At 61.9% G+C, this 14,648-nt stretch carries 10 protein-coding genes; 2 read left to right on the top strand and 8 right to left on the bottom strand.

All coding sequences use genetic code 11. The features are described 5' to 3' along the window. Positions 1–46 precede the first annotated feature (46 nt). From coxB to Mgrana_RS03215, 3 genes are all read right to left on the bottom strand, one after another. A complete protein-coding gene (coxB, locus tag Mgrana_RS03225; RefSeq protein ID WP_119356169.1) occupies positions 47–1,108 on the bottom strand; it encodes a cytochrome c oxidase subunit II in 1,062 nt (353 codons plus the stop codon). Between the two features lie 91 nt (positions 1,109–1,199). Then, positions 1,200–2,084, bottom strand: coding sequence for a heme o synthase (locus Mgrana_RS03220; protein WP_119356168.1), 885 nt, complete (start codon positions 2,082–2,084; stop codon positions 1,200–1,202). Positions 2,085–2,153: 69 nt separating this feature from the next. Further along, positions 2,154–3,125 carry a COX15/CtaA family protein gene (locus Mgrana_RS03215; RefSeq protein WP_119356167.1) on the bottom strand — a complete coding sequence of 324 codons (972 nt, stop codon included), beginning with the start codon at positions 3,123–3,125 and terminating at the stop codon, positions 2,154–2,156. Between the two features lie 280 nt (positions 3,126–3,405). Here Mgrana_RS03215 and Mgrana_RS03210 point away from each other — a divergent pair, with 280 nt between their 5' ends. Both Mgrana_RS03210 and Mgrana_RS03205 read left to right on the top strand, forming a co-directional pair. After that, positions 3,406–4,989 carry an ABC transporter substrate-binding protein gene (locus tag Mgrana_RS03210; RefSeq protein ID WP_119356166.1) on the top strand — a complete coding sequence of 528 codons (1,584 nt, stop codon included), beginning with the start codon at positions 3,406–3,408 and terminating at the stop codon, positions 4,987–4,989. Between the two features lie 101 nt (positions 4,990–5,090). Beyond that, entirely contained in the window at positions 5,091–7,874 is a 2,784-nt protein-coding gene (locus Mgrana_RS03205) for a PD40 domain-containing protein (protein WP_119356165.1), read from the top strand. A 101-nt stretch (positions 7,875–7,975) separates the two neighbouring features. On the opposite strand, the gene Mgrana_RS03200 is transcribed toward Mgrana_RS03205, so the two are convergent. From Mgrana_RS03200 to Mgrana_RS03180, 5 genes are all read right to left on the bottom strand, one after another. Beyond that, on the bottom strand, positions 7,976–9,097 hold the full coding sequence (locus Mgrana_RS03200; RefSeq protein ID WP_119356164.1) for a PQQ-dependent sugar dehydrogenase: 1,122 nt from the start codon (positions 9,095–9,097) through the stop codon (positions 7,976–7,978). Positions 9,098–9,239: 142 nt separating this feature from the next. Beyond that, a complete protein-coding gene (locus tag Mgrana_RS03195) occupies positions 9,240–10,688 on the bottom strand; it encodes a PQQ-dependent sugar dehydrogenase (RefSeq protein ID WP_119356163.1) in 1,449 nt (482 codons plus the stop codon). Between the two features lie 126 nt (positions 10,689–10,814). Beyond that, positions 10,815–12,200 (bottom strand): FAD-dependent oxidoreductase, encoded by a 1,386-nt coding sequence (locus Mgrana_RS03190; protein WP_119356162.1) that lies wholly within the window; start codon positions 12,198–12,200, stop codon positions 10,815–10,817. Positions 12,201–12,352: 152 nt separating this feature from the next. Then, positions 12,353–13,417, bottom strand: a complete 1,065-nt coding sequence (locus Mgrana_RS03185) for a DUF815 domain-containing protein (protein ID WP_186813121.1) — start codon at positions 13,415–13,417, stop codon at positions 12,353–12,355. A gap of 38 nt (positions 13,418–13,455) precedes the next feature. Then, positions 13,456–14,634: an LCP family protein gene (locus Mgrana_RS03180; RefSeq protein ID WP_240631229.1), complete on the bottom strand. Its 1,179-nt coding sequence runs from the start codon at positions 14,632–14,634 to the stop codon at positions 13,456–13,458. Positions 14,635–14,648: the final 14 nt, after the last annotated feature.

The following is a 14,648-nucleotide window of genomic DNA, read 5'->3' as shown; positions in this document are numbered from 1 at the left end:
GAACCTCCTTAAGTACCGGCATCGCCGGGCCGCGCGTGCGGCTTCACTAATAGCGTTGGCTCTCGGGGAAGTTGAAATCTAAGCCCTCGAGTTTATGGCTCAGCAGGTAATCGGCGATCGCTTTGACATCCGCGCTCGAGAGCTGGGGGAAGGCCGGCATGCGAATCCCGGGCTTAAGGCCGGGGGCGTCCTTGATCCAGGCTTCTAGGTACTGCGGGGTGTTGGGCCACATTCCTGAACCCAATGTGGTGCGGTTGCCGAAGAAGGTGAGATCGGGGTTTTGCAGGGTGGCCGGGTTGACCGGGCTAACCCCCTTGAGGGCGTGACACCCCGCGCAATTGGCTTTGAAGAGGCTTTCCCCCTTGGCCAAAGTGGGGTCGCTGGGTGGGGGGGCCTGGTAGGCTTTGGCCTCCTGGACGAATCGGTCGAAGGTCTCCTGCGGCACCACCTTGACCCGGAAGCGCATGTTGGCATGGCTGGCCCCACACAGCTCCACGCACTGACCGTAATAATCGCCGACCTTTTCAGGGGTCACGATGATGCGGGTGGTGAATCCGGGGATGGCGTCTTGGGTTCCCACCAAGCTGGTGATGCGGTAGGAGTGGATGACATCGCCTCCGGTCACCTCGAGCACCAGAGGCTTACCTACCGGAACGATGAGCTCGCTCGAGTTGCGTATGCCTTGCTCGGGATAGTGGTAATCCCACCAATAGCGCCAACCCTTGACCTCTACGGTCATGGCCCCTGGGGGAATGCGGTCTAGCTTGAACATGCTCTGGGCGGTGAGCCCGAAGATGATAAACACAATCAGGGTGGGGATGATGATCGAGAGCACCTCGATGCGGTCGTTGCCGTGAAACTGAACCGGCTCGCCGGTCTCCCGTCCGGTGCGGCGGAACTTGAGGGTTACGTAGGTCATAAGCCCAGTCACCACCACAAACACCACCGCAGCGAAGGCCAGCACCCAGCGCAGCAGATAACCCACCTCGCGATTGTAGGAGGTGCTGGGATTGAGGATATCCAGGACATGGTTTCCAACTTGCCCAGGGCTGGCGGCCAGGGCGAGGCCCAGTACAAGCGCGGTGATGACTCCTATACGTTGCAACATTCGCTCGATCCTCCACTGATTTCGGTATTATGACGGCTTTGCTTGGGTCTGGCTATCCTGAGGTGCTACATTTTGGAGAACTCCTTTATCCCTAGGTGGCCCGGTCTACGGCCATGGCGACGAACAAAAGGGCTAGGTACAGCATGGAGTATTTGTAGAGCGAGACGGTTACCCGGCGCTCTTGGGTGCGGTAGAGCTGCCAGCTTCGCAGCAGCAAAAGCCCCCCCAGCAGCACCGCACAGACCAGGTAGAACAACCGCAATTCACCCATCAGCACTGGGATCAGGGAGATCACGGTGGTCAGAATGGCATATGAGCCGATTTGTAGGGCGGTTTCTTGATCCCCCCGCACTACCGGCAGCATTGGCACGCCTACGGCGGCGTAGTCATCCTTGATCATGATGGCCAGGGCCCAAAAGTGCACCGGGGTCCAGAAGAAAATGATCAGGAATAAGTACCAGGCGAAGAGGCTCAGGTCGCCGGTTACAGCGGCCCAGCCCACCAAGGGGGGGAAGGCCCCTGCGGCCCCACCGATGACGATGTTGCTCCAGTAGCGGCGCTTCATGAAAAGCGTGTAGACCAGCACATACCAACCCAGACCGGCCATGGCCAAAAGGGCCGCTGTGAGGTTGGCCCCTAACCACAGCAGGAGAAAAGAGCCGACCATCAAGGCCCCAGCAAACAGCAGCGCGTCTAGGGTGCTGACCTTAGCGGTGACAGTGGGGCGCTTGGCGGTGCGCCGCATGCGGGCGTCAATGTCGCGGTCAATCACCATGTTGAAGACATTGGCTGAGGCTGCGGCCATGTACCCGCCGATAAAGGTCACCGTGAACAGCCCTAAACCCGGCCAGCCTTTGGCTGCGATGAACAGGGTGGTGAGGGTGGTGAAGAGCAGGAGGCTGATGACCCTCGGTTTGGTCATCCAAAAGTAATCGCGCCAGGTGGCTGCTTCGGTAGAGGTCAGGCTCGAGGTCATGGGGTTTTGCCTCCGGGCGAGGGGGAGTGCATCATAGGCCAGTGAAAAAGCATATCACGTGAAGAGGGTCTAGCCCGCTTTGTGGGCTGGGGCGGCGCGGAGCCCCAGGCGAGGGGCCACCAGCGCCGAGGCCCCCAGCAGCAACCAGGTGATCCAGGCCAGGTCGGAGAAGAGCAGGTGGGTGAGTTGGGTCCACAAGGGCACAGCCAGGCGAATATTGATCATTCCAATCAGCAACTGCACCACGAACACCACCCCTACCAGCCGGGCCAGGCGCCGGGTATCTGGGCTGGGCCGTTGGGCGGCGATGAACCCGGCGGCCAGCACGGTGTATAAGCTGACCGCCGAAGCGATGAAAGGATGGTAGATGCGCAGGCGCACCAGAAAGTGCTCTCCCGGCGTGAGGGCTCGAGCCACCGCTTCGGTGGTGTTGTGGACGGGAAAGAGGGTGTCCCCCAGAGAGGTGATGGCCCCTGAGATGCATACCGCCACGATCCCTGCCACCCCCACCCCCAAAGCCCAGCCCACCGCCCCTTGGCCCTGCAAGCTGGGTTTTTGGGGCCGCACTGACCACCAGGCCGTAAGCGCGACCGAGGCCACCAGCAACAGGGTATTAACGAAGTGCAGGGGGGCCATCACCGCCCGGGCCACGCTGGTGTCCTGGGCGACCAGGCGAAACAGCACCAGCCCCGCACCCAACAGGCTTTCCGTGAAGATGAAGATCACCGCCAGCACCGCTCCCAGGCGGGCTAGATGGCCTTTGGGAAACACTCTTCTGGACCACAGCAGCAGCCCCAACACCAACAGCAGCGAAACCCCACTGGTAACCCGGTGGAAGAATTCAATGAACTGGGCCAGCCCTGAACCCTTGGGAATGAGGGCCCCCTGGCAGGTAGGCCAGTGGGCTCCGCACCCGTCGCCTGAGCCGGTGGCCTGGACCACATCCCCCCAGACGATGACGGCCAGGGTAACCGCCAATACCACCCAGGCGAACCGTGCAAAAGCATGAGCAGCCGAAACAGAGGATCGAGGTGTATTCATGAGAAAAATCCCCCTGGGGGGTGTTGGCTCTATTGTGCCACCTTTGCCCTGTAGGCTCTTTAGGACATTTGTCCCAAGATCGCCAGCAGGCTTTTCCCAAAACAGGAAGAATACCGCTCTGGGCGGTTAGGGGTTCGGTGCCGGTGGGGGCTGCGAGGGGGCAAAATTCATATGCAGGCGCCGCTAAGCTCCTCCAACGTTTGGTGGGTTTGCCAGAGCCGCGTCAGCCTGTATACTCTTGGGCGTAGTTTTACCATAGCTTGTAGCGAAAGGAGTAAGCATGAAGCGTACATTGGTCGGGCTTTTGGCTCTAGGGCTTTTGGGTAGCCTGGGGCTGGCCCAAAAACCCCTGGTGTTTGGCTCTAACGGTGAACCGGTGACCCTCGAGCCGGGCAACATCACCGACGGCATATCTATCTATGCCCAGCGGCAGATCTACGACACCCTGGTGGATTTCAAACCCGGCACCACCGATCCCATGGCGGGCTTGGCCACTAGCTGGTTTGCCTCACCCGATGGCAAGACCTGGACTTTCCGCCTGCGCCAGGGGGTTAAGTTCCAGGATGGCACCGATTTCGACGCTGAGGCGGTGCGTTTCAACGTCAACCGTTGGTGGGACCCCAAGGACCCCACCCGGATTAACGCCGGCTCCAACTATGAAATCTGGAGCGATCTGTTCGGGGGGCCTAAGGGAGATCCGAACAGCCTGCTCAAGGACATCCAGGTGGTGGACAAGTACACCATTCGCTTTGTCCTGAACTCGCCCTTCCCCGCATTTGTGGCGGCCATCGGCTCTGGATATTTTGGCATCGCCTCCCCAGCCGCCATCAAGGCCCAAGGGGCCAAGTACGGCACTCCGGCTGGGGGCGCGGTGGGCACCGGTCCCTTCAAGTTCGTCAGCTGGCAGCCCGGCGACCGGCTGACCCTGGAGAAGAGCACCAACTACTGGAAGAAGGGCTTGCCCAAATCGGATGGGGTGGTCTTCCGCTTCATCAAAGACCCGGCTGCGCGGCTGGCTGAGCTGAAAGCGGGCTCGATTGACTTCACCACCGATATTCCTCCGGCCAACCTCGAGGATCTCCAGGGTGCGGTAAAACCGTTGTTCCGCCCCAGCTTCAACGTGGGCTACCTGGCCCTCAACCCGATCTATAAGCCCCTCTCTGATCCGCGGGTTCGCCTGGCCATTGCCATGGCCATCAATAAACCGGCCATCGTTAAGGCCTTCTGGGGCGAGCTGGGGGTGACCAACGGACACTTCACCCCGGCCGCTATGAAGACCTACTGGTCGCCCAAGGTGACCGACTACGAATACAGCCCGCAGAAGGCCAAGCAGATGCTGGCCGAGGCCGGTTACCCCAACGGCTTTGACCTCGAGCTGTGGTACATGCCGGTCTCGCGCCCGTACTTCCCCACCCCCAAGGAAATTGCCGAGGCCATGGGTGCAGATCTGTCCGCGATCGGAATCCGGGTGAAGTTCCAGACCAAAGACTGGGCCACCTACCTCAACGACCGCAAGAAGGCTCCGGGCTTCCAGGCCTACATGCTGGGCTGGACCGGCGACTATGGCGATCCCTCCAACTTCTATGACCCGCACTTCGCCGCGCCGATCCAAGACCTCTTCGATGCCAACGGGAAACCGCTGGACATCAAGGACCTTTCCGAGGTGCTGACCAAAGCGGACACCAGCACCAATCAGGCCGAGCGCGTCAAGCTCTATCAGCAGGCCGATGAGATGACCTTCAACCTGGCCCTGCGCATCCCCATCGTGCACAGCCGTCCCCTGGTGGCTCAGCGCACCAACCTCAGCGGCTGGGTACCCAGCCCGCTGGGCAGCGAGTCCTTCGAAGAAATCGTCAAGAAGTAGGGCGCCTCGAGCCCAACCCCCTCTCCTGGAGAGGGGGTTTTTCTCTTCCCGGAGAATTTTTATCGCTCTCTTCGCAGGCAGAGCGCTCTATACTGGCTCCAATGCCTCGTCTTTTGGCCTTTGGGTTGCTGCTTCTGAGCCTTGCGTTTGCACAGTTTGATCCCCGGCAGGCCTGGTACACGATCTCCACCCCCCACTTCAACCTTCACTACCCAGAGGGGCTCGAGCGGGTGGCCTCGGAAGCGGCCCTCTATGCCGAGGACGCCTACGCCACGCTGGTGGCGGAGTTTGGTGAAGCCCCAGGAACGATTAACCTGGTGCTCTCCGACCAGGGCGATTACACCAACGGCTTTGCCGACCCCATCACCAACACGGTGGGGATTTATACCTCTCAGATTCGCCTTTCTGACAGCTTTAACGTGCGGCTGCCCTCGTGGTGGCAAACCGTGATCTTCCATGAGATCGTCCATGCGGTAGACCTCAACCAAAAGCGGGGCGACTGGCGAGATCGCACCCGAATCTTTGGCCGAATTCCCTCTCCCAATGCGCTCAAGCCCATCCCGCTGGTAGAGGGCTTGGCCGTGTATATGAAGTACAAGTTTTTAGGCGAATCCCGCCTCAACGACTCCCAGACCCGGATGGTGATTCGTCAGATGGTGTTGGAGGGGAAGCTTCCTACCCTGGATGAAGTGCGCCAGTACTATTCCAAAAAGACCTGGCCCACGGTGGGTTTTTTGGTGTACAACTACGGGGCTTGGTTGGTGCGGTACCTGGAGGTGCGCTTTGGCTCGGACGCGGTCCGTCGTTTTACCGAGGTGAACGCGGGCCTCTCGCCGCTGAAGGACTTCAACGAACCCTTCCAAAAGGCTTTTGGTCTGAGCCTCGAGCAGATCTATGCCGAGTTTGTAGGCTGGTTGCCCCACCAGTTTGAGGATGAGATCGCCCGGATCCGGGCTGCCGGGGTCACGCCGGTCACCCGTCTGACGAACCTTGGCTTCTACGCGCAGTTTCCCAGCGATGCAGCCGCAGGGCTCATCTACAGCCACTACAGTCCCTTGCGCGCTGGGTTGCGGCTGCGCCTGGGCGATGAGGAGCGCGAAATCCTTAACGGGGGCATTGACATGGCCCAGTGGGCTCCGGATGGGCGCAGCTTGGTGTTTATCTCCGCTCAGCAGCCGGATTCTTACCGGGTCATTTCCGATATGTATCGCCTCGAGCTGAGCAGCGGAAACGTGCAGCCCCTGACCAAAGGCCAGCGGGTCTACTATGCTCGGTATGCCCCGGACGGCAAGAGCCTCTACATTGCGCAAAATACCCCGGATGGCTCGAGCATCCTGGCCCGGTACTTCCTGGACTTGAAGCGAATTCAGCCCCTGCGGGATTTCCCCAACCAGGACGGGCTCATCCAGTCATTTGCGGTGGCCCCGGATGGCAAGAGCCTGGTGCTGGCCCTGTTGCGCCGGGGAGGTTTTCAGGACCTCTATCGCTACGTTCCCGACACCGGCGAGCTGACCCCCCTGACCCAGGATCAAAATGTGGACTCCGACCCCACCTTCAGTCCGGATGGGCGGTATGTGATTTACAGTTCTGACCCCGACCGGGTCTACAACCTTTACGCCTACCGGCTCGAGGATGGCGCGGTATTCCAGGTCACCAACCTCCTGGGGGGGGCCTTCATGCCCACCGTTTCCCAAGACCGGCAACACCTTATTTTTAGCGGCTACGACAGCACCGGATACAATCTCTACCAGATCCCCTATGCGCCCTCGAGTTGGCGACCGGTGAAGCTGCCGCGCCAGGGGCTTCCGACCTTCACCCCCTTTCCACCTGCCCAAGGAGCGCCTTACGACCCGCTGCGCTACCTCGAGCCTCCCTACTGGACACCGGTCTTTGGCCTGAGCAGCGATGCCTTGGGGCTTTCTAGCTATGCGGGGGTGAGCTTGTTTGGTACCGATCCCATCGGAATCCATGCCTACACGGTGACCGCGGGTTATGACAGCGCGGGAGGCTTGCTCTATGACCTCGGGTATCGTTACGGTGGCCTGGGCCAACCCCTGAGCTTGCGGCTTTGGGGGATTGGGCCCCAGAGCGTCCAGGCCTTGGGGGTAGGGTTCTACGCCCCAGGGGGTGGCCTGGAGGCTCAATACACCCGCAGCGCCCTTTGGGAGCCCACCCTGGATCCCCAGCACCCTACCGTTACCCATGCTTTTTCCCTGGGGCTCTACTCGTTGAACAGCAGTGCTGCCGATCTATTCCGGGCGCAGTCGCAGATCAGCATGGTGGGGACAGCGTTTGTGCGGCCTCTGGATGGGCAGTGGCGAGCCCGGCTACAGGGCAGCCTGGGGTACGCCTTCCGCCTGCCCATCGAGAGCAGCCATGTTTTCACCCTTCGGGCAGCCGGCGGATTAACCACCTCCCCCTTGGCGGTGGATGCCTTTGACCTAGGGGTACTCCCCCTCAGCCCCACGGCCTTCCCTGCGCTCAGCTTGCGGGGCTACCCCCCCGGCGAGCTGGTAGGGTCTCAGGCGGTGGCCTTTTCGTTGCAGTACCGCCTGCCCCCCTGGAGCCTCGAGCGCGGCTTGGGGGAATGGCCGCTGTTCTTCGACGACCTCAGCCTTTCGCTGTTTGCCGATGCGGGAACGGCCGGCTCGCCGCTCAGCTTGAGCAACCTGCGCTATAGCCTGGGGGCCGAGTTGCGCTTAGACACCACGCTGTTTTATGCCCTGCAGGGCGCGTACTTCAGCCTGGGTGTGGCCCAGGGGCTGGGCCAGCCAGGACCGCGCTTCTACGCGCTGCTGAACCTGCCGTTGGTGGGCATTGCCCCCACCCCGAAGGGGCTCGAGCCCAGCGGGCCTCCGGTGTATCCCCCCTGGGGCCTGCCCTGATGGTGCGGCTGCGGTTTATCGCGCTCTTTACAGGCGGCCACAGTTCTGTTCAGGATAAAGAATTCTTAATCTTGGATGGCTCAATTTTTGTGAAGAGCGCTCTATTTTGCAACCAGCTTATAGATCAGCCCTCCCAGGTCAATCACGTAGAGTTCTCCATCCGGGTCTTCGGCGAAGGAACTGGGGTTCATTCTGGTCTGGAGCAGCTCCCGGCTCACCCATTTGCCGCCGCTCTCAGTGGCTGCCCAGATGCGCCCAGAGCCGAAATCGGCATATAAGTAAGCCCCCTGTAGGGCTGGGATGGCTTTGCCCCGGTAGCGATAGCCCCCCGTAACCGAGTTGCCCACGTCGTGGCCGTACTCGAGCACCGGCAGGATCAGCCCCTCCTTGTTGCAGCCGCTGCTGGGGTTGTAGCAGTGGGTCCCTTCCATGATCCGCCAGCCATAGTTGCCCCCGCCCTGCCCGGCAGGCTGAAAGCTGATCTCCTCCCAGCGGTTTTGCCCCACGTCCCCTACCCAGAGGTCGCCGGTGGTGCGGTCAAAGCTGAAGCGCCAAGGGTTGCGCCAGCCATAGGACCAGATCTCTGGGCGGGCTCCCGGACGGTTTACGAACGGATTATCGGCTGGGATGCCGTAAGCCTTTCCGGCCTCGCGCCGGTTGACGTCAATGCGGAGGATTTTCCCCAGCAGGCTGCCCAGGTTCTGGGCGTTGTTTTGGGGATCCCCGCCTGAACCGCCATCCCCCAGGCCGATGTAGAGATAGCCGTCTGGACCAAAGGCCAGCATCCCGCCGTTGTGGTTGGCGTAGGGCTGCTCTACCGTGAGGAGAATCTGGCCTGAAGCGGGATCGGCCCGGTCGGGGTCTGAGGAGACCCTGTACCGTGCCACCACGGTATTCCCTTGGGGATTGGTATAGTTCACGAAGAAGAAGCCATTGGACTTGTACTCCGGGTGAAAGGCCAACCCCAGCAGCCCGCGTTCCCCACAGCAAGAGATCCCCTTGGAGAGGTCAAGAAAGGGGGTGGCCAGAATCTTCCCATTCTGGAGGATGCGAATTTTACCGCCCTGCTCCACGATGAACAGGCGGCTCGAACCATCGGGGGCATAGGTCATGAAGAGGGGGTTGTTGAGGTTCTGGGCCACGGTCTGAAGCCCTATGGTTTGGGCTGAGGCCAGCCCGATTCCCACCACCCATCCCAACAGGAGTGCTTGCAGGGGTTTCATACCGTCAGTGTAGCGACTTCAGATAGGGGGCCCATGAGCCCGGGCTGCAGTCTTATCCTGGCGGGTCTAGCCCCTCGAGGGAACCGCTCTGAGAACTTTCTGAAAAAGAGGTCAAGCCGTTTCGGCGGAGGCGCAACCCGCCTCACTGCGGCGAGAGACGGAAGATCAGCCCCTCATCGGTAGAGATGTAGATCTGCCCATCGGGTCCTTGCACCACGTCGCGCAGCCGGCCCTTGGTGTTGTTGATGAGGATTTCTTGGCTGGCCACCTTCTCCCCGCTGAGCCTGAGGTGGTAGAGCCGGCCGGTTTTGAGGGTCACAAAAAACAGGTCGTTTTTCCAGGCAGGGAAGGCGTTACCGGTGTAGAAGATCAGGTTGCTGGGGGCGATGGTGGGGGCGTCCCCCCCGGCAAACTCCGCGACCGCGGGCTGGTAGTTGGCAGCGGTCAGGTTGGGGCCGGTGCAGGGGTAGGTTACCGTGTCTGGAGCGCTGTAGAGCGAAACCCCATAGGCCTGCACCCCCGAGCACAGCGGCCAGCCGTAGTTTTTGCCGGGCTTGATGATGTTCAGCTCATCGCGGGTGATGGGGCCGTGCTCGGTAGACCACAAGGCGCCGGTACCTGGCTGAAAAGCCAGGCCCTGAGGGTTGCGGTGACCGAAGCTCCAGATGGCCCTCGAGGCGCCGCTCTGGGTGCTATAGAAGGGGTTATCGCTGGGGATTGAGCCGTCGGGATTGATCCGGAAGATCTTGCCCGCCAGGATGCTCAGGTCTTGCGCGTCGGTCCCGCTGGGGCTATCACCTGCAGGGGCGCTATCGCCCATGGAAACATAGAGCTTGCCATCCGGGCCAAAGGCTACCCGGCAGCCGTTGTGATGGGCCCCGCCGCGCATCTCGAGCAGCGCCTTTTCACCGCTCAAGCTGCTCCCGGAGAGGGTGAAGCTCGAGACCCGGTTGTGCTCATTGCCCACGCTGCCATAGGTGTAGCAGAGGTAGACCTTGTTGTTGGTGGCAAAGTTTGGGTCAAGATCCAAGCCCAGCACTCCGTTCTCCCCCGTAGCGTTCAGCACTGCAGAGGCACCGTTGTAGTCGGTAACGCTGCCGCTGTTGAGGTTGAGGGCGTGCACCTTGACCACAGGATCGTCCCGCTGGGTGAACAGAAGCCGCCCATCGGGTGCGAATCGCATGGCCCAAACGGTGTCCTGAACGGTTTTTACTGTCTCTATTTTGAATTGAACTGGGGTGGCGGAGGTGGTGCGAACCGTCTGCTCTACCCCCGCGCTTTGGCCTTTGCCGTTGCTGGCGCTTACCCGGTAGGTATAGCTGGTATCGGCGCTCAGGCTGGTGTCGGTGTAGGTGGGCTGGGTTGGGTTGGCCAGTGGAGCATAGCCGCTCCCCCCGCTTTTGCGCTCGACCACGTAGTTAGAGGCCGTACTCACAGCATCCCAGCTCAGGGTGACGGAACTGCTGGTAACTTGGCTTACCCTAAGGTTAGTGGGAGCCGCTGGAGGGGCATCTACCCCCGGTGAAACCCCCTGATTCTGGCAGGCCGCCAAAATTAGCGCCGCTAACACACCCAATCCCAATCGCTTCATGCTGCCTCCCAAACCACACCGCAAGGGCTAAGCTGGCCCCGAAAACCTGCTGAGCAGACCTTATGCGAGGTTTCTTAAGGGGGGCTGAGAAGCGGTTCAAGGCGGGGTTGACAGGTGTTTTTGCCTTTAGCTAGAGGGGGTCATCTGCTTTTCCCGGATCAGCTGCAGCATCTCCTGAACGTTGGTCACCTTGACCCTGGGACGTCCCCCCGCCTGGCCCAGGGAGGCCTCGTGGTGGTCCAGTATGGTCCACCCCTCAAAGCTGATGAATTCAACCCCCCGGGTTTCCAAAAGCTGTAAAAGGGCTTGGGGCGCCGGATCTTCGGCCAGGGGCAGGCTGGGGGCATCCTCGAGCAGCAGCTTTACCGTCTCAGCGGCATCGGCCTTGTTGGTGCCCACCACCCCACTGGGGCCGCGCTTGATCCACCCGGCGGTGTACTCGCCCTGGACAACGTTTCCTTCCCGCGTCACCCGCCCCCCTAGGTTGGGGATGACCCCCCGCCTGGAATCGAAGGGGACATCCGGCAGTGCTACCCCTCGATACCCCACCGAGCGCAGCACCATCCCCACGTCTAAGCGCTCAAACACTCCGGTGCCTACCGCGTTGAGATTCTCGTCCAGGCGGTTGCGCTCGAGGCGAATCCCCTGCACGCGGTCCTGACCCAGGATCTCCACCGGCGAGACCAAGAAGCGCAGGTGGATCCGGCGGGGCTTGCCCCCAAGCGGCCTGGCTGCGAACTCCCGCAGCACCTCGAGGTTTTTCAGCATGGGGGGGTCGTTGGCAATGGAGGCGGCGCTTCGCGCATCGAGCTCGAGCTCTTCCGCCCGCACCACGATGTCGGCCTCACTGAGCTCGCCCAACTCGCGCAGTTCCTTGGTGGTGAACTTGGCCTGGGCTGGGCCGCGGCGGCCCAGCATGTACACGTCTTTCACCTGGCTTTGGGCCAACACCTTCAGGGCATGGTCGGCGATATCGGTCCGACCCAGCTCCTCCGCCGATTTGCTGAGGATGCGGGTGACGTCCACCGCCACGTTCCCCATCCCCACCACCGCCACCCCCTGGATGTCCAGGGCCAGGCTTCGGGTGGCGTGATCGGGGTGGCCGTTGTACCAGGCCACAAACTCTGTGGCCGAGAGGCTGCCGGGCAGATCCTCTCCGGGGATGCCCAGGTTGCGATCGGCGGAAGCCCCCACAGTGTAGACCACCGCGTCGTACAGACGGCGAAGATCGGCATGGGTGAGGTCTTGGCCAAAACACACATTGCCGAAAAAGCGCACCCGGGGGTCTTGCAACACCTTTTGCATGACCTTGGTCACCGACTTGATGGTTTGGTGATCTGGGGCTACCCCATAACGGACCAGCCCATAAGGGGTGGGCAGGCGGTCAAAAACGTCTACTTGGGCAGGAATCGAGGTCTGTTTGATCAGGGCTTCGGCGGTGTAGATTCCCGAAGGACCGGAACCGATGACCGCAACCCGCAGGGGCCGGGTTTGACTGAAGGCGTTCGCCATGTTCCCTCCAACCACAGTTTTGCTCAGGGAAGTTGCAGCCGGGTTAGCTGCGTGCTAAGGCACGGTGAAGATCATAGCTCAGAACCAGGATAATTGGTATACCATAACCGTCGCCGTCTGGGGCTGGGCTCGAGCCCGGGCTTTGCATCCGGTCACACGACTTGATTGACGAAATGCCGGGCTGTGCGGCCTGAAAAGCCCCTTCCGTCCAGAGCAAACTGCAGCGCCGCCCGGCGCAACTCGTCCTCTAGCTCGCGCCCCAGCAGGTGCCGAACGGCTTCTAGGTAGTGCCCTTGGTCAAAGGGTGGGAACGTCAACACCAGGCCGAAGCGGTCGGCCAGGGCCAGCTTGTCTTGCAGGGTGTCCCAGGCGGTGGGGTCGGTGGAGCCGGGCTCGGGGCGGTCGCTCCAGCTCTGGGTGAGCAGGTTGCGCCGGTTGGAGGTGGCGATGACCAGGAGGTTGGCCGGGCGCTCGTAGATTGCGCCCTCCAACAACACCTTGAGCTTGTGGGAGCGGGCATCCCCTTCGTTGAAGGCCAGATCGTCGAGGTAGAGCACGAAGCGATAGGGCAGCGGCCCCAGCAGCTCGAGCAGCTCCGGCAAGCGCTCGAGCCCCTCGCTCGACACCTCCACCAGCCGCAGGCCCTGGGCTTTGTAGTGGGTATGTAGGGCTTTGACCGAGGTGGATTTGCCGCTTCCCCGAGCACCGTATAGGAGCATGGGAACGGTGGGTTTTCCCTCCAAAAAGCGCTGTACATTGGTCCGCAGGGCGGTGAGCTGCCGGGTGTAGCCCACCAGCTCCTCGAAGCGGGAGGGGTCGGGGTGGGCTACCGGGGCCATGCTGCCGTCGTAGCGAAATGCGCTGTGGGAGGCGTAGATGCCGTAACCGAAGTGCTGGTAGAGGCGTTGGAGCTCGGGGGCGCTGCCCCGCTTCAAGACCTCCAGCGCGGCGGCCTCCGCAGGGCGGGGGGCTCGAGCGCCGAAATCTCCGTAGGGATGGGCGTTTTTGAGGGCCTCGAGCTCGCCTTGCAGGGCCCGCAATTCAGCCTCGATCCATGTGGCCAGGCCGGGGGCTAAGGGGTCATGCAGCAGGCGGCGGGCCAGGGCCGCGCTGTTCAGAATGCGTTGGGCCAGTACCCAGCCCCAGGGTTCTCCGGTGGGCAGGTCCGCCTGGAATAGTTCGTGTAGGGGGGAGTTATGGGCCGCGGGGAAGAGCATCAGGGGGTATTGTATCGGGTCGAGGCTGTAGGGGAACACTAGCCCGAACCCAGCGCCACAATCACGTCATAGCCCGCTGGCTCGAGGCGAATACGGCTTTGCAGGGGGAGCTGGAACAGGTCGGCATAATCCCGGGCCAGGGCAAAGGCCGGGGACTCCCGCCCCACCACCGAGACCCCACTGCGCACATACACCGCACTGGCCCCGCGCACCTCTCCCACCTGCAGGTCGGGCAGGGGGAGCCCGAGCTGAGCCAAACCCTGCCGATAACGTTTCCCCTGGCCGTTGCTGCTTCCATCCAGCAGGAGCACCTTGAGGCCCTGGGCCTTGGCCTGGGTCAGCCGGGCCATCACCTCGTGGTCGGCGGCATACCCCAGCAGGCCGGAAACGAGGGAGGCTCGAGCGGCCTCATCTACGATCAGATCGTTGCCCTGCTCGAGGGTGGGAAGGGTGGCGCTCCTGAGGTTCAGGCCGCGCAATTCCGGCAGCAACCCCAGCACCATGGGGAGCGAAAGGGAGGTTTCCAACTCCTTCCAGGTGGCGCTGGCCACCCCTGGCAGCCGGCTCCAGTAGCGTGGACTCTGGGCTTTTTGCGCCACCTGACCGAGGACATCCTTGATGCGGTCCAAGCGGCCCAGATCCGAGCCCTCCCAGCGGCGAAAGCGCATGTATTTCACCGCGTCCTTACCATCCAGGTGAATTCGCCCCGCCGGGAAGTCGATGTACAAGCCCGCGGCTCGGTCGGTGTATTTCATGGGGTAGGGCAGAGTGACCTCCACCCCATCTACCGCGTTGACCAAACGCATTACGGCGTTGAAGGTGAGGATCAAGTGGTGCTGTACCGGCATCCCCAGCACCTCCTCCACAGCCTGACGCAGCCCCTCCGCTCCTCTGCGCTCGTACATGGTGTTGATCTTGCCGCTGTAGCCTTCTGTGGTGTAGCGCAGGTCTCGAGGGATGGCCACCAAAGTGGCTTCCGCGCCGCGCAGCCGCAGATAAAAAATGGTATCGGTGCGGTTTCCCGGACCACAGGCCAGGTGATAGCCGCAGTACTCGGTGTCTCGAGCTGCAACCACCAAACTCAGCTCGGGCGCTTGGACCGGGGCTTGGAGGGGTTGGCCGGTTCCCATGGCCTGTAGCGGCCCTTCGGCCTCGGGGGCGAGGGCCAGAACCCCGGCCAGGCCCAGCAAAGCCAACCCCAGCACCAACAAGGACACCCGGGGGCCACGTC

This window comes from Meiothermus granaticius NBRC 107808 (assembly GCF_003574355.1).
Lineage (GTDB): Bacteria > Deinococcota > Deinococci > Deinococcales > Thermaceae > Meiothermus > Meiothermus granaticius.
Note: the sequence above shows the minus strand (reverse complement) of the source record. Positions and strands in the feature narration are given on the sequence as shown.